This window comes from Delftia lacustris (assembly GCF_040267515.1).
In the GTDB taxonomy this organism is placed as follows: domain Bacteria; phylum Pseudomonadota; class Gammaproteobacteria; order Burkholderiales; family Burkholderiaceae_C; genus Comamonas; species Comamonas tsuruhatensis.
Genome location: NZ_CP141274.1, coordinates 6,173,743 through 6,190,063, shown reverse-complemented (window position 1 = coordinate 6,190,063; position 16,321 = coordinate 6,173,743). Strand labels below are relative to the sequence as shown.

General features: G+C 64.3%; 11 protein-coding genes. All 11 read left to right on the top strand.

The genetic code is table 11. The annotated features are described in order from the left end of the window. The first annotated feature begins 30 nt into the window (after nt 1-30). The 11 genes from U6958_RS29745 (at nt 31) to U6958_RS29695 (ending at nt 16,295) form a co-directional block, all read left to right on the top strand. Complete coding sequence (locus U6958_RS29745) at nt 31-4,992, top strand: tape measure protein (RefSeq protein WP_074920491.1); 4,962 nt, start codon at nt 31-33, stop codon at nt 4,990-4,992. After that, nucleotides 4,989-5,924 carry a hypothetical protein gene (locus U6958_RS29740; RefSeq protein WP_074920490.1) on the top strand — a complete coding sequence of 312 codons (936 nt, stop codon included), beginning with the start codon at nt 4,989-4,991 and terminating at the stop codon, nt 5,922-5,924. Before U6958_RS29745 ends, U6958_RS29740 begins: the two co-directional genes overlap by 4 nt. Beyond that, nucleotides 5,902-6,603 carry a hypothetical protein gene (locus U6958_RS29735; protein WP_013804202.1) on the top strand — a complete coding sequence of 234 codons (702 nt, stop codon included), beginning with the start codon at nt 5,902-5,904 and terminating at the stop codon, nt 6,601-6,603. The genes U6958_RS29740 and U6958_RS29735 overlap by 23 nt, the downstream gene beginning before the upstream one ends. Continuing rightward, entirely contained in the window at nt 6,603-7,709 is a 1,107-nt protein-coding gene (locus tag U6958_RS29730; RefSeq protein ID WP_143044488.1) for a hypothetical protein, read from the top strand. Before U6958_RS29735 ends, U6958_RS29730 begins: the two co-directional genes overlap by 1 nt. Next, complete coding sequence (locus U6958_RS29725) at nt 7,706-8,248, top strand: hypothetical protein (RefSeq protein WP_074920489.1); 543 nt, start codon at nt 7,706-7,708, stop codon at nt 8,246-8,248. The genes U6958_RS29730 and U6958_RS29725 overlap by 4 nt, the downstream gene beginning before the upstream one ends. A 149-nt stretch (nt 8,249-8,397) precedes the next feature. Then, nucleotides 8,398-9,105, top strand: coding sequence for a TetR/AcrR family transcriptional regulator (locus U6958_RS29720; protein WP_016446433.1), 708 nt, complete (start codon nt 8,398-8,400; stop codon nt 9,103-9,105). A 62-nt stretch (nt 9,106-9,167) separates the two neighbouring features. Then, entirely contained in the window at nt 9,168-10,973 is a 1,806-nt protein-coding gene (locus U6958_RS29715) for an acyl-CoA dehydrogenase C-terminal domain-containing protein (RefSeq protein ID WP_017405915.1), read from the top strand. Nucleotides 10,974-11,053: 80 nt separating this feature from the next. Further along, nucleotides 11,054-11,494: a DUF2147 domain-containing protein gene (locus U6958_RS29710; protein WP_016446431.1), complete on the top strand. Its 441-nt coding sequence runs from the start codon at nt 11,054-11,056 to the stop codon at nt 11,492-11,494. A 54-nt stretch (nt 11,495-11,548) separates the two neighbouring features. After that, nucleotides 11,549-13,951 (top strand): 3-hydroxyacyl-CoA dehydrogenase/enoyl-CoA hydratase family protein, encoded by a 2,403-nt coding sequence (locus U6958_RS29705; protein WP_074920488.1) that lies wholly within the window; start codon nt 11,549-11,551, stop codon nt 13,949-13,951. Between the two features lie 140 nt (nt 13,952-14,091). Beyond that, nucleotides 14,092-15,288 (top strand): acetyl-CoA C-acyltransferase, encoded by a 1,197-nt coding sequence (locus U6958_RS29700; protein ID WP_017405913.1) that lies wholly within the window; start codon nt 14,092-14,094, stop codon nt 15,286-15,288. 104 nt (nt 15,289-15,392) lie between these two features. Beyond that, nucleotides 15,393-16,295 (top strand): alpha/beta fold hydrolase, encoded by a 903-nt coding sequence (locus U6958_RS29695; protein WP_016451807.1) that lies wholly within the window; start codon nt 15,393-15,395, stop codon nt 16,293-16,295. The last annotated feature ends 26 nt before the right edge of the window (nt 16,296-16,321 follow it).

Here is a 16,321-nt window from a genome sequence, read left to right as displayed (position 1 = left end):
AGCGGTCAAGCATACCGAACAGAGATCAGCATGAGTACAGCGGTCAAAAGCATAGGCATCGCCGAGACGCCCAGCCTGAGCGAGCTGCGTGCGCAGAATGCCCAGTTCTCCCAGGAGCTCGACAAACTCCACGGCAAGCTGCAGCAGGCGTATGCCGGCATGTCACAGTTCGCAGGTGCCTCAACGGACACGGCGCTTGTGTCGGCGCGTGCCAGCGTCGATATCGAGAGCCTGTCTACTTCCATGGGCAAGATTGCAGGCCGCGCCAATGCCATGCTGGAAGTGGCGGGTTCGGCGGCCAAGGTGGGAGAGGCGCTCTACACGGCCAGTGCCCAGACAGAGAATCTGCGTACACGGCTGGACCTTGCCACCGGCGGCAAGGGCGCGCAGGAACTGGCCTATGTCACGGCCCTGGCCGATCGGCTGGGCCTGCAGCTCAACGCCACCGGCCAGGCCTACGCCGACTTCGCCACCAAGGCGCGAGGTACGGCGCTGGAGGGCGCGCAGGTGCAGACCATCTTCACGGGGATTGCCTCGGCCAACGCGGCCATGGGCCTTTCCGTGGAGCAGGGCAATGCCTCGTTGGCAGCCGTACTCGACCTGATGGGCAAGGGGACGATAGGCGCGTCGGACTTCAGCGAGAAACTGGGACATATCCCGGATGCGGCGCTGGTCGGCGCTCAGGCCCTGGGTGTGACACAGGAGCGGTTCTCCCAGATGCTGCAGACCGGCGAGGTCGTGACGCAGGACTTTCTGCCCCGTTTCTCGCAGGCGCTGCAAAGCTCCCTGGGAGAGGGGACGGACAAGGCGGCGGACAGGCTGGATGCCGGCACCCAACGCATGGCCAACGCCTGGGACAAGCTCAAGTCCGCCGTGGGAGATTCCGGCATCAGCCAGATGATCTCCTTTGGCATGAATGCAGCGGCCAACGACATGAACGCCTTTTCGGAGTCCATGTCGCGGGCGCGTGACAACGGGTCGGGCTTCCTGGGCCAGATCAGCAGCGGCCTGGGCAACATCGCCGGGCGCGCGGTGGGCTTGCAATACATCAGCACGGCCTTCCAGTCGAATGCGGAAAAGGCAGCCTATCTGGCCAAGGAGCTTCCGCGCGCCAGGGCTGAACTGGAGATGCTGCAGGCCAAGGGGGCAGCCACATCGCGCAATGTATGGGTGCGCACGGCCCATGACGATGCCCAGCGCCTGGTCGAAAAATTGCAGCAGGTGCAGCGCGAATTGATGGCGGCACAGGGTCAGCGCAATGCAGGCGGCGGCCGTGGGTTCATCAATCCGCCGCTGGTGCGACAGCCACAGCCGCAGGAGCAAAGCAAGAAAACCGACGCGCCTGCGCAGAAGAAAGAGCCGCCTGCGGTACCCCGCACCGTCAGCTACGCACCACCGGCCGTGCCAGCCAGAACGCAGCAGGACAATGAGGAGCTCAAGCGCGATCAGGAACTGCAGAAAAGGCAGCAGGAGGTGGCGCAGCTCGTCACGGAGCACCAGACCAAGGCCGGACTGGCCGAAAAGAACCTGGAACTCGCCCGGCAGGAGACCCTCGCGATCGGTTTGACTGGCGATGCGTTGGGACAGCTGCGGCAGGAGCAGGTCGAAAAGACCATCGCGGAACTGCAAGACAACGCAGCCAAGCAAGAGAGCGTCCGATGCTCGAAGGACGTCGCCGAGGCCGTGGGCAAAGAGGCCGATGCCACGCGCGAACTCGCCAGGGTCAAGGGCTACAACGACTCGGCACGCATGGTGGCCGAGTATGCGCAAAGCGTGAAGGAGGCCAACGAGGCGACCCAGTTCGAGCAGTCCCTGGCCGCCATGTCGCAGCGCGATCGGGAGATTGCCCTGGCGCAGTACAGGATCGAGATAGATCTCCAGAAAAAGCTGCAGGACATCGCGGCCAAGAATCCCACGGATGCCGCTGCCGCCCAGAAGCTCAAGGAAGACGCCACGGCCGCTGCGAACCAGGCCAAGGCCAATGTCGCCGAGCGCACCCGCATGCAGGAAACCCAGAAGTCCGTTGACCAGATGGACGAGATGTTCCGCAAGGGCTTCGCAGACATGCTGGCCAACGGTACGGAAGGCTGGCGCACGTTCACCAAGAACCTGAGCGCGACGTTCAAGGCCACGGTGGCCGATGAGATGTACAAGGCGTTCGCGCGGCCGCTTGTCATGCCTGTGATAGCGCAACTGCAAGGATTCATCGGCAACCTTGGCGCGGCGCTGGGGCTCGGCGGGGCGGGTTCAGGCGGCTTGCTCGGGTTGGCCGGCAACGCAGGCAACTTTTTGTCTCTGGCTGGCAGCGGCGGAATGCTGGGCAGTCTGGCGGGAACCGTTGGGGGATGGCTTGGCTTCGGCGGTTCGACAGCAGCTGCATCAGGTCTTGGGTTGACCGCTGGAGGCGGTTTAGGCCTTACGGCTGGAGGCGGGCTGGGCTTGACTGCCTCCGGGGCAGGTGCGAGCTCCATCGGCGCTGGGCTGGGCTCCGGAACCGCGGGTAGCGCAATGGGGTTGGGTGCTGCGATGCCATGGATCGCTGGGGGCTTGGCACTGTATTCGCTGCTCAGCAGCGATGTTTTCGGCTCCCGCGGCCCCAACCACGCCGGCGCTGCCTACAGCACCGCTGGCGTCGGCAACGACAAGGCCGCCGAACAGCTGTTCGGCCGTGCGGCCGGAGACTGGTATGACGACCTGACGCAGCGCCACAGCGATGCCGTCGAAAAGCAGCTCAAGACCAGCCTGGACGGCCTTGCCTCGGTCTATGGGTCCCTCAGCAAATACGCGACGGGTAGCGCGCGCGGCATTGACCTGGTCGGCGGCTTTGCCGCCAACGGAAAGTACACCGACGAGGACGCCTACGGCTACGCCAAGATCATCGACAAGACGACCGGCATGATCCTGGCCGGCTTCGAGAACCGCTCGCTGGGCAACAACCCGGAAGAGGCCTACAAGGCCTTCCTGGGCCAGACCGGTTCCCTGCTGGTGTCCGAACTCAAGAAGGCGGACCTGCCCAGCTGGATGCGCACCACGCTGGACTCGCTGGGCGAAGCACCCAATGTCGAGGCGTTGCAGGCCGCCTTCCAGACCATCGACCTGATCGGCCGCTCCTTCGAGGAACTGGGCAAGAAGATCACGGGCTTTGCCGACCTTACCGACCTGGCCTTAGAGTCCCTGATCAAGGCTTCGGGCGGCATCGAGGCGCTGAATGCCAACGCGGGCAGCTTCTACCAGAACTTCTACAGCGAGGATGAGCGCAAGACCATCGCCAAGCGCGAGATGGGCAGCAAGCTCAAGGACTTGGGCGTGGACATCGACCTGGACGCCGATGACGCCCAGGCCCGGTTCCGCAAGCTGGTGGAAGACAAGCTCAAGGCAGCCAACTCCGAGGAGGCGAATGCCAAGGTATTGAAGGACGCCATCTCCAAGGTCCAGGGCACGCAAGGCCTCAAGGACATGGCCAAGACTGGCGCCTTCAAGGACTGGGCCAGCACCACTCTGGGAGAAGGTTCGGGCGATATCGGAAAACTCGCGGCCGACCTTGAAAATCTGGCAAACACCAGCGCGTCGCTGGCCGACTTCACTGCCGGTATGGACAAGCTGATCGGCAATATCGGCGGCACCGGCAAATCTTCGGCCGAGACCGCTGCCGAGCTGCTCAAGCTCAACGACACGTTCAAGGCCGTTACCAAGACATCCGAGGATGCTGCGGCGGCTTCGGCCAAACAGGCGGAGGAAGCCAAGCGCAAGCAGGAGGAGCAGGCGCAGGAGGCGAAGAAGAAGAACGAGGCCGATACGGATGCGGCGTGGAGCCTGCTGCAGCGTTCCGTCGATGCAGAGCGCTCGGCCATACAGGCACGCATCGATGTCGCACAGGAGCGCGTGGATACCGAGCGCGCCCTAATGGACACCTTGCGCGGGCATGTCGTCGAACTGCGCGGCCAGATCGAGAGCACCCAGGCCATGGCCTTGGCCAGAGCCAACGAGGTCATTGACCAGGCACTGGCTGCGTACCGGCGCACGGGCTATCTGCCCGAATCGGCTGACATCGGCGAGGCCGTCTCAGCTGCGCGCGGCGGTATTTCCTCGGGCAACTTCCGCTCGCGCCTGGACTATGAGGCCGCGCAGTTGATCCTGGCCAACAAGCTCGAAGTACTGCATGACGCGGCGGGCGAGCAGCTGTCTGCCGATGAATTGATTCTGGAGCAGGAAAAAAGCCAGGTCGATGCGTTGGAGCGGCTGCTCAAGACCGAGAAGGAGGCGCTGGACATAGCGCGTGGCATCGACACGCGGCTGCTGTCGTCCGATCTCGCATGGGCGGAATTCCGCGCGGCACTGCTCAAGGAAGGAGCTGGTACCGGAGGTGGTGCTGGTTCTGGCGGAAGCGGTTCCGGTGGTGGCAGCGGGGGCGCGGAACTTGGTCCGGGGCCAGGTCCTGGGAGTGGAGGCGGCAGCTCCGCCGTGTACAGCAAGTACAAGATGCCTATTGCTGTGCTCGGTGATGGCTTCGCGATCTACGACTACGAAACGGATCCCGAGAGAGTCAAGAAGCTCGATGCGCTCTCGCCAACCTTCCATAAGTACGACGGCACCGGAGACCTGGTGGGACTGGCCAATGACATCAAGGCCCAGGGGGGCACGGCGTTGGATCTTGCCTATCTGTATGGCTACTCGGAGCGCGACGTGCTGGCGGCGTTGGACCAGTTCGGCATTCCGCGCTTCGCCTCGGGTGGCGAGCACTTCGGCGGCCTGCGCCTGGTCGGGGAAAACGGCCCCGAGCTCGAGTTCACCGGACCTTCACGGATCCACAGCGCCCAGCAGACGCGGCGCCTGCTGGAGGGCATGCAGGGCGGCGACCTGCACAGGGCCCTCGAGTCCCTGCAGCGTCTGACCTATGACCTGGGGCGCCAGCAGATCGTGCTGCTGCAAAGCCTCGAAAAGATGGCTCGCAAGAGCGACGCCATCGGCGTCAAGCAAAGGGAGACCGCATGAACGACGAATTCACACGCGGCATGGGATTTGTGCCGCCCCTGCCGATCACGCTCGACAACATGAGCACGAACGTCGCCGCAAGCGGCCTGCAGCCCTGGTCCGCCAGCAAAGCCTATGCGCTGAACGACGAGATCATCGACGCCTCGCGCGTGATCTGGCGCAGCATGGCCGGCAGCAATACCGGCAATGACCCCACCAGTTCGGAAGGCAAGTGGCAAAGGCTCGGTGTGGAAAACCGGCTGCGCATGTTCGATGCCAGCCTGGGCTCGTACACCGAGGCCGACGACCTCATCGAGGTCACCATCAAGCCCGGCCGCGTGGTCACGGACATCGAGCTACTGGGCCTGCAGGCGCACACGGTCGAGGTGGTGATGACCGACCCCGTGGCCGGCGAGGTGTTCCACAGCGGGCAGCGCCTGGTGCTGCGCCCTTCGGGCAATTCGCACTGGGGCTACTTCTTCAACCCCATAGAGCGCGAACGAAAGCTGTCCATCTCGGGACTGCCGGCCTACACGCAGGCCAGCATCACGATACGCATCGCCAACCTGGGGGCCAAGGCGCGCTGCGCCGAAGTCGTCATCGGCCGTGCCGTCTGGCTGGGCAACACGCAGTGGAGGCCCTCGGTCAGCTTCGACGACTGGAGCCTCAAGAAGCGCGACGACTGGGGCGGCTGGATGGCCGAGCCCGGCGCCTACAGCGACCGCTTGAAGCTGCAGGTCCTCGTTCACGGCACGCAGTACGAGCGCGTGCGCAACGAAATCCTGGCGTATCGCGCCAGACCGGTCGTCTGGATAGGTGCGCGTGGCTACGGCGTGCTCACCACCTACGGCTACATCACGGGTTTCGACCAGGTTCTGGTGGCCCATGGCTTCTCCGATTGCAACCTAACCATTGAAGGACTGGAAGACGATGAACTTCACACCCCCACCTAGTGCACCCGAGGAATCGGTGGCGATCCCGAATCGTCGCACGGACCCGCAGGACGTCTTCGACGTCAAGACGGATGTCTATCTGAACTGGCTGACGGGCTTTCGTAACTGGACAGCAGGCCTGGTGACGTGGCTCACGACGTTTCTGACGGAAATGGCCCAGGCCATGCTGACGGTCGAGGGCAACAAGAACGCTGCGCAGGCCGCCGCCTCCGCCGCCGCGACCAGCGCCCAGAACGCTGCCATTGTCGCCGGTGCCTCCCGATGGGCGCCGGGCAGCTACGCCCAGGGCGACGCCGTGTGGTCGCCCCAGTCGCTGCTGACCTATCGGCGCGTACCAGCCGGCACCACGGCCAGCGCGCTCGACCCGGCCCAGGATCCCGCGGGCTGGCGGCTGTCCGGTTCACCGCAGTCCATGCCGCAGCAGGAGCTGACAACGGCAGGGCCCCATCACCTGATCGTCGGCATGCACTACATCGTCCTGCACCCGCAGTGCGAATGCCTGATGCCGGCCGGGTCCGCGCCACAGGAGCAACTGCGCGTCACCAACCGCTCCGGTGCGCTGACGCCCGTGCTCAGACGCAACGGGGGCAAGTTTTCCGGAATCGAGGACGACCTGGCGCTGGACTCGCGCTATGCCGACCGCGTATTTACTCAAACCGCAACCCTGGGGTGGATCTGATGCTTTCCTTCAACAATATCTATGGACAACCTGCTGCGCTGATGCGTCGGCGTATTTGGAGGGGAGAGGAGCGTAAGGTTCCAGGGGTTTCGGTGAGAATCGTCAATGCATTCAAGCCCGTGCGAAGTGTTTCTCCAGTAAATATTTCTGTGAGTATGGGTTTATACAGTAGTCAGCAGTACTTTCTTGTGCGAGGTGCCACGCTCTATACAAGCCCCGATTTGAAGGTGCTTACTCAACGCCTGTTGGTGAATGGTGAAAATGCCAATATCGTATCCATGGCACATAATAATGATACGGTCATTATTGGGGCCAGGTATTGGACAGGGTTTTCTTGGGGGTATGTAAGCTATGCCAGTGTTGATGGCGGCATCACCTTTAAGAACATAACCGCCACTCCTAACTATGTCAGGGCGGGTAGCTATTTTTATGCTATTTCCTCTAGCATGGCCCGTTCAGCGACAGGTCTGGATACCGTTTGGAGTGCTACGGCAATGCCGCCATCATCGGCAGGATGGAGCCATGTTCTGCACAATGGGAGTATCTATCTTTCATTGAGTTATATTAATAACTCCTTCTATGAATTGGCTTATTCAGAGAACGGCTCTGCTTTCAATCTTTCCACCAATTTTGCAAGCGTGCGCTCAAAAATTCCTTCCGGTATGTATTTCAAGGAGGCAGCGGTGGTTGGGAGGAAGTTCGTGCTAGTGGGCGTAGCTGGAAAAATCATCCATACTATTGCGACGGAAGATGGTATTAATTTTGAGCAATTTGATCAGTATCTTGAGACTGGTGTAGACGGAGAGGCATTTCGTGGGTGGAATATACAGTCAACGAGCACAGGCGATGCAATATATATGCGTGGGACGACCAGTGATATCGCTGGTGTTGGTCGCGTGAGGGTTTTTTCCTGTATGGATGGCAGGAATTGGCGTGTCCTGCCCTCTCTGGTTGCAAGTAGCTCATTTACTGATCCGACAAACGGATTTTTTGCGCTGGCCCCCGGCCAAGGTATCTATGTGACCCCGTGGCCCGATGCAGACCATGCATTCATCTCCGACACCGTCAACGACCGCGACTTCTATTACGAACTGGGTGCCGCATGAACTACGAATTCAACCTCTGGGGCTGGTACGCAGGCATGTCCACCACGCCCGGCGCGCGCACGACGACACTGCCGCCCGACAACATGCAGACGCACGAGATAGCGGGCCGCCCGCGCAGCAACTTCACGGGCCTAGCCTGGGTCGAACTGCCTTATGAGGCCCCGCCTGAGCCGGTGCCCGAACCCGCGATGCCGGAGATCGTCATCACCGGCATCGCGGCCGACAAGGAGGACTTTGTACATACTCCCGACTTCACCGATGCGACGGTGCCGGTGGGCGCCACGCTGGCCTTCTCTGCCGAGCTGCGGGCAGGCGCGCAGGTGTTGGCCAAGGATGACAGCTTTCGACTGCCCATCCGGTCGCGCGATGGCCGCGAGCGCGTGGTGCTGGCCTCCATGGCCAAGGGCTTCATCCGTTTCTCTGTCCACTTCGAAGACAGTCGGGTCTGGGAAGTGACCGAAGCCATGGTCAATTCCGACCTTCCTCCCGAACGCCACATGCGCTTCAAGGGCATCAAGGTATTTGCCGTGGAGGCATGACTTGCTCTGAGGCGTGACAACCAACCAAGCCGGCACCTGCCGGCTTTTTTGCGCCTGCCCACAAGCTAGGTGTTTTCCCCCGCATGTCTTCGCCGCGACAAGCTTTCCATGCAAAATAGCACGAACGTTCGTTTTAACAAGAATTTCGCATGTCCAGCGTTTCCGCCCCACGCCGCACCGCTCGCTCTCCGACCAACTCCAATGCCGATCCCAAGGCCGGCTCTTCCGTGCACGAAGCGGCTGCGCCCGCGCCGCGCCGCGCGCTGCACAAGGGTCAGCAGACCAAGGCCACCATTGTGGAGGCTGCCCTCAACCTGGCCACGCACATCGGCCTTGAGGGCCTGTCTATCGGCGCTCTGGCCGAGCTGACGGGCATGAGCAAGTCGGGCGTGTTCGCGCATTTTGGCTCGCGCGAGGAGCTGCAGATTTCCGTGGTGCATGAATACCACGACCGTTTCGAGCAGGAAGTGTTCTTCCCGGCGCTTCAGGCACCGCGCGGCGTGGCGCGTCTGCGGGCGCTGTTCGACAACTGGATGAAGCGCACTTCGATCGAGCTGGACTCGGGCTGCATCTATATCAGCGGCGCCGTGGAGTTCGACGACCGCACGGGGCCGGTGCGCGATGCGCTGACGGCCTCGGTCCAGACTTGGCACGCAGCCATGCGCCGCACCATCGTGCAGTGCCGCGAATGCGGCGACCTGCGTGCCGACCTGGACGAGAACCAGCTGCTGTTCGAGATCCACGGCCTGATCCTGGCCCTGCATTACGAGGCGCGCTTCCTGCGCAACGAAGGCTCCATGCAGCGCGCCATCGACGGCTTCGAGAGCATTCTGGCGCGCTACGCCAGCCCGACCTGATTTTTCAGTTTCACCGTTTTCACCGCATCCACTGCAAACCCCGCCAACACAGGAGAAGACAAATGCCCAGCTACAACCCGCCCCTGCGCGACATGCAATTCCTCATGCACGAGGTGTTCAAGGTCACGGATGACTACCGGCAGATGACGGCGCATGCCGAGGTCGATGCCGACACCATCAACGCCGTGCTGGAAGAGGCGGGCAAGTTCGCGGCCAATGTGACGTTTCCGCTGAACATCAGCGGCGATGCCGAGGGCTGCGTGCTGAACAAGGAAACCCACGAGGTCACCACGCCCAAGGGCTTCAAGGAGGCCTACCAGAAGTACGTGGAAGGCGGCTGGCCTTCGCTGTCCTGCGACACGGCCTATGGCGGCCAGGGCCTGCCCTTTGCGGTGAACTCGGCGCTGTACGAGATGCTCAACAGCGCCAACCAGGCCTGGACCATGTACCCCGGGCTGTCGCACGGCGCCTACGAGGCCCTGCATGTGCATGGCACGGAAGAGCAAAAGAAGCTGTACCTGCCCAAGCTGACCAGCGGCGAGTGGACCGGCACCATGTGCCTGACCGAGCCCCATTGCGGCACCGACCTGGGACTGCTGCGCACCAAGGCCGAGCCCGTGGCCGGCGCGCCCGAGGGCACCTACAAGATCACCGGCAACAAGATCTTCATCAGCGCTGGCGAGCACGATTTCACAGAGAACATCGTCCATCTGGTGCTGGCCCGCCTGCCCGATGCGCCCCCGGGCTCCAAGGGCATCAGCCTGTTCGTGGTGCCCAAGTTCGTGGTCAAGGCCGATGGCTCGCTGGGCGAGCGCAACCCCATCTTCTGCGGCGCACTGGAGCACAAGATGGGCATCCATGGCAATGCCACGGCTCAGATCAATATCGACGGCGCCATCGGCACCCTGGTGGGCCAGCCGAACAAGGGTCTGCAGGCCATGTTCGTGATGATGAATGCCGCCCGCCTGGGCGTGGGCAACCAGTCGCTGGGCCTGACCGAGGTGGCCTACCAGAACGCCCTGGCCTATGCCAAGGACCGCCTGCAGATGCGCAGCCTGTCGGGCACCAAGGCCAAGGACAAGCCGGCCGACCCCATCATCGTCCACCCCGACGTGCGCCGCATGCTGCTGACGGCCAAGGCCTATGCCGAAGGCGGCCGCGCGCTGGTGACCTACTGCGCCTTCCTGATCGACAAGGAGTTCAACCACCCAGACGAAAAGGTGCGCAAGGACAGCGCCGAGCTGGTGGCGCTGCTGACCCCCATCGTCAAGGCCTTCATCACCGACAACGGCTGGACGGCCACCACCATGAGCCAGCAGGTCTATGGCGGCCATGGCTTCATCACCGAATGGGGCATGGAGCAGTTCGTGCGCGATGCGCGCATCAACATGATCTATGAAGGCACGAACGGCATCCAGGCGCTGGACCTGCTGGGCCGCAAGGTGCTGGGCAACCAGGGCGCATCGCTCAAGAAGTTCGGCAAGCTGGTGGCGCAACTGGTGGAGGAAGAGGGCGTCAACGAGAAGATGGCCGAGTTCATCAATCCCATCGCCTACCTGGGCGACCAGATGACCAAGTTCACCACCGAGATCGGCTTCAAGGGCATGCAAAACCCCGACGAGGTGGGCGCCGCCTCTGTGGACTACCTGCGTGTGGCGGGCCACCTGGTGTTCGGCTACTTCTTCGCCCGCATGGCCCAGGTGGCGCTGCGTGAAATCGCCAAGGGCAACACCGACCCGTTCTACCAGGCCAAGCTGCAGACCGCGCGTTTCTACTTCGCCAAGCTGTTCCCCGAGACCGCGACGCTGATGCGCACGGCCCGCGCGGGCAGCAAGTCCCTGATGGACACGGACGCGGCGCTGGCCTGAACGGCTTCACTCCAACATGGGAGCACGGGCTGTGCGCATCAGCGTGGTCTGTGCGCCTTTCTAGGCGAAAGGGGTTTGAAATGAAGGCATATCAAGCACTGGCAGCAATGGTGCTGGGCCTCACGGCCGTCGCGGCGCAGGCGCAGATGACGCCCGTGGGCCTGTGGAAGAGCGTGGACGACAAGAGCGGCGAAGCCAAGTCCGAGATCCGCGTGGCCGAGAACGACGGCGTGGTCACGGGCCGCATCGAGCAGATCCTGCGCAAGGGCGCCGATCCGGCCGCCACCTGCACCGAGTGTTCTGACGACCGCAAGGGCCAGCCGCTCAAGGGGCTGGAGATCATCCGCGGCGCCAAGAAGGCCGAGGGCAAGGACGTCTGGGAAGGCGGCAAGATCCTCGACCCCGAAAACGGCAAGACCTACACCCTGCGCCTGACGCCCATCGAAGGCGGCGCCAAGCTCGAGGTGCGCGGCTCCATCGGCCCCTTTGGCCGCACCCAGACCTGGGTGCGCGTGCAGTAAACCATTCCGGAAGGCGGCCGCAGCGGCCACCTCCCTCCCACTTGTGGAACATCCATGTCCCGATTCAATGTGAAGAAAGTCGCCGTGCTCGGCGCTGGCGTGATGGGTGCGCAGATCGCGGCCCATCTGGTCAATGTCAAGGTGCCCGTGGTGCTGTTCGACCTGCCTGCCAAGGAAGGCCCGAAAAGCGGCATCGCCGAGCGCGCCATCGCCAACCTCAAGAAGCTCAAGCCTTCGCCCATCGGCGTGGCCGAGGACGCGGACCTGATCCAGCCCGCCAACTACGAGGAGCACCTCAAGCTGCTCAAGGGCTGCGACCTGATCATCGAGGCCATTGCCGAGCGCATGGACTGGAAGCTCGATCTGTACACCAAGATCGCGCCCCATGTGGCCAAGCACGCCATCGTGGCGTCCAACACCTCGGGCCTGTCCATCACCAAGCTGTCCGAGGCGCTGCCCGACGCGATCAAGCCGCGCTTTTGCGGCATCCACTTCTTCAACCCGCCGCGCTACATGCCGCTGGTGGAGCTGATCGCCACGCCGACCACGCAGCCCGTGGTGCTGGACCAGCTCGAAGCCTTCGTCACCAGCGGCCTGGGCAAGGGCGTGGTGCGCGCCAAGGACACGCCCAACTTCATCGCCAACCGCATCGGCATCGCCGGCATGCTGGCCACCATGAAGGAGGTCGAGAACTTCGGACTGACCTTCGACGTGGTTGATGACCTCACCGGCAAGAAGCTGGGCCGCGCATCCAGCGGTACCTTCCGCACGGCCGACGTGGTGGGCCTGGACACCATGGCCCATGTGATCAAGACGCTGCAGGACAACCTCAGCGCCGAGACCGATCCCTTCTACGCCAGCTTCGGCACGCCGCCCGTGCTGGCCAAGCTGATCGAGTTGGGCAACCTCGGCCAGAAGGCGAAGAAGGGCTTCTACAAGAAGGTCGGCCGCGACATCCTGCAGTTCGAGCTGGACAGCGAGGACTACGTGCCCGCAGGCGGCAAGGCCGACGAGGTCTATGGCCGCATGCTCAAGAAGCCCGCAGCCGAGCGCCTGAAGCTGCTGCGCAATGCCGAGGGCGCGCAGGGCCGCTTCCTGTGGGCCATCCTGCGCAACAGCTTCCACTACGCGGCCATCCACCTGGAGAGCATTGCGGAGTCCGCCCGCGACGTGGACCAGGCCATGCGCTGGGGCTTCGGCATGAAGCAGGGCCCGTTCGAGCTGTGGCAGGAAGCCGGCTGGCTGGAAGTGGCGAAGATGGTCCAGGAGGACATCGATGCCGGCAAGGCATTGAGCAAGGCACCTCTGCCCAAGTGGGTCTTCGAAGGCCCCGTGGCCGAGGCCGGCGGCGTGCACACGGCGCAGGGCTCGTGGAGCCCTGCCAAGGGCCAGTTCGTGCCCCGCCGCGTGCTGCCCGTCTACGAGCGCCAGATCTTCCCCGAAAAGCTGCTGGGCGAAGACAGCCTGCCCGACTGGAAGACGGCCGGCACCACGATCGCCGAATCCAAGGCGCTGCGCACCTGGACGCTGGACGGCCGGATCCTGATCGCCAGCATCAAGAACAAGATGCACGCCATCAGCCCCGAAGTCATGGAAGCGCTGATGGAGGCCGTGGACGTGGCCGAGACCGACTTCCAGGGCATGGTCATCTGGTCGGGCGATGCGCCGTTCAGCGTGGGCGCCGACCTGGAAGCCACCATGCCGGCCTTCGTGATCGGTGGCGCCGACGCCATCGAAAGCGTGGAGCAGGAGCTGCAAAACCTGATGCTGCGCATCCGCTACGCCCAGGTGCCCGTGGTTGCGGCCATCCATGGCATGGCGCTGGGCGGCGGCTGCGAGCTGGCCGTGTACAGCGCACGCCGCGTGGCGCACATGGAAAGCTACATCGGCCTGGTGGAAGTCGGCGTGGGCCTGGTGCCCGGCGCGGGCGGCCTGACCTACATCGCGCGCCGCGCGGCAGAGAACGCCGCCACCAGCACGGGCAAGGACCTGCTGCCCTTCCTGACCGAAGGCTTCACGGCCGCGGCCATGGCCAAGGTGGGCACCAGCGCCATCGAGTCGCGCAAGCTGGGCTACCTGCTGGACAGCGACCTCATCGTGCCGCACAAGGACGAGCTGCTCTTCGTCGCCATCAACGAGGCCAAGTCCATGGCCGCAGGCGGCTGGCGTGCGCCGCTGCCGCGCAGCTTCCCCGTGGCGGGACGCAGCGGCGTGGCCACCATCAAGGGCTCGCTGGTCAACATGCGTGACGGCGGCTTCATCAGCGAGTTCGACCAGCATGTGGCCAGCCTGATCGCCAACGTGGTCTGCGGCGGCGACGTGGATGCGGGCACCCTGGTGGACGAGGCCTATCTGATGAAGCTCGAACGCAAGGCGTTCTGCCACCTGATCGGCCATCCCAAGACGCATGAACGCATTCTCGGAATGCTGAACACCGGCAAGCCCGTCCGCAATTGATATGCCCCCCCTGAGTCGCTTCGCGCCTTCCCCCCAGGGGGACGACAGCCTCGCGGCGGGGCGGCCCTTGCTTGCTGTCCCTGACTTGGGACATGCGTGCGTTGCGGGCCGCGAATAACTGAGATCTAGGAGCAATCTCCATGAAACAAATCCAAGACGCCTACATCGTCGCCGCCACGCGCACGCCCATCGGCAAGTCGCACAAGGGCTTTTTCCGCAACTACCGTCCCGACGACCTGCTGGCGACCACGCTGAAGGCCGCGCTGGCCCAGGTGCCGGGGCTGGACCCGGCTGCCATCGAGGACATCATCTGCGGCTGCGCCATCCCCGAGGCCCAGCAGGGCCTGAACGTGGCGCGCATCAGCGCCGTGCTGGCGGGGCTGCCCACCAGCGTGGGTGGCATCACCGTGAACCGCTTCTGCGCCTCGGGCCTGTCGGCCGTGGCCATGGCGGCGGACCGCATCCGCGTGGGCGAGGCCGACGTGATGATCGCGGCCGGCGTCGAGAGCATGAGCATGGTGCCCATGATGGGCAACGCGCCCTCGCTGTCGCCGTCCATCTTCGAACGCGACGGCGACGTGGGCATTGCCTACGGCATGGGCCTGACGGCCGAGAAGGTGGCCCAGCAGTGGAAGGTCTCGCGCGATGCGCAGGACGCCTTTGCGCTGGAGTCGCACCGCCGTGCCCTGGCCGCGCAGCAGGCCGGCGAGTTCAAGGACGAGATCACGCCCATCGAGGTCACTGACCGGAGCCTGGACCTGGCCAAGGGCGAGCCCGTGGTGCGCACGCGCACCGTGGAGCTGGACGAGGGCGCACGCCCCGACACCAGCCTCGAAGGCCTGGGCAAGCTGCGCACCGTGTTCGCGGCGCGCGGCTCGGTGACGGCCGGCAACAGCTCGCAGACCAGCGATGGCGCAGGCGCGCTCATCCTGGCCAGCGGCGCCGCCGTGCAGCGCTTCGGCCTCACGCCGCTGGCGCGCTTCGTGAGCTATGCCAGCAAGGGCGTGCCGCCAGCCATCATGGGCATCGGTCCTATCGAGGCCATCCCGGCCGCGCTGCGCTATGCGGGCCTCAAGCAGGACGACATCGACTGGTTCGAACTCAACGAAGCCTTTGCCGCCCAGTCGCTGGCCGTGGTCAACACGCTGGGCCTGGACCCCGCCAAGGTCAATCCCATGGGCGGCGCGATTGCCCTGGGCCACCCGCTGGGTGCCACAGGCGCCATCCGCTCGGCTACCGTGGTGCATGCGTTGCGCCGCAAGCAATTGCGCTACGGCATGGTGACGATGTGCGTCGGAATGGGCCAGGGCGCCGCCGGCATCTTCGAGCGGGTCTGACCGTTGCTCAAGGCCCCGTTCGCGGGGCTTTGTCTTTTTCGCTCATCCCATTTTTTCCCATCCATGCGAGCCGGCACAGAAACGGCACTGACCAGGAGACAGCCATGGAACAACACCAACTCAGCAGCGATGGCGCCACGCTGGCGCTGCGCGTCTACACGCCCGCTGGCCCGCCACGCGCCAGCGTGGTCATCGGCGGGGCCATGGGGGTGCGCCAGGCCTTCTACGAGGCCTTTGCCACCTGGCTTGCGGGCCAGGGCTATCGGGTGACCAGCTTTGACTACCGGGGCCATGGCGATTCCCTGCAAGGCTCTTTGCGCCAGGTGCGTGCCGACCTGTGCGACTGGGCGCGCGACTACGAGGCGGTCATCGCCCATGCCAAGGCGCAGCTGCCGGACCAGCCGCTGTTCCTGATCGGCCACAGCCTGGGCGCCCAGCTGCCTGGCCTGCTGCGCTCCCCGCAGCTGGTGGACGGCCTTTTGAGCATTGCGGCCGGCAGCGGCTACTGGCGCGACAATGCGCCCCGCCTCAAGCGCATGGTTCCCTATTTCTGGCATGTGCTGGTGCCCGTGGCCACGCGCCTGTGCGGCTACTTTCCGGGCCGGCGCCTGCGCAAGGTGGGCGACCTGCCGGCCGGCGTCATGCTGCAGTGGCGCCGCTGGTGCCTGAATCCGCGCTACAGCGTGGGTGCCGAGGGCGAGGCCGCCGCGCGCAGCTACGCCGCCGTGCGCTTTCCGGTGATGGCGCTGTCCATGAGCGACGACGAACTCATGACCTGGCGTGGCACCGAGCACCTGTTCGCGCTCTACGCCAATGCCCCCAGCCGCATCGAGCGCATCGAACCCAAGGCCCTGCAGTTGCGGCGCATAGGGCATTTCGGCTTCTTCCGCGCCGATATGCGCGACGCGCTCTGGGGCCGGGCCGTGGACGTGTTCTCGGGCTGGACCAAGGCGCCGGCCGCCGCGGCCCACCCGCGCTTTCCCTCACCCGCAGAGTCGCCGGCTTGACGGACGCGGGCGCCGCTTGCCATCAC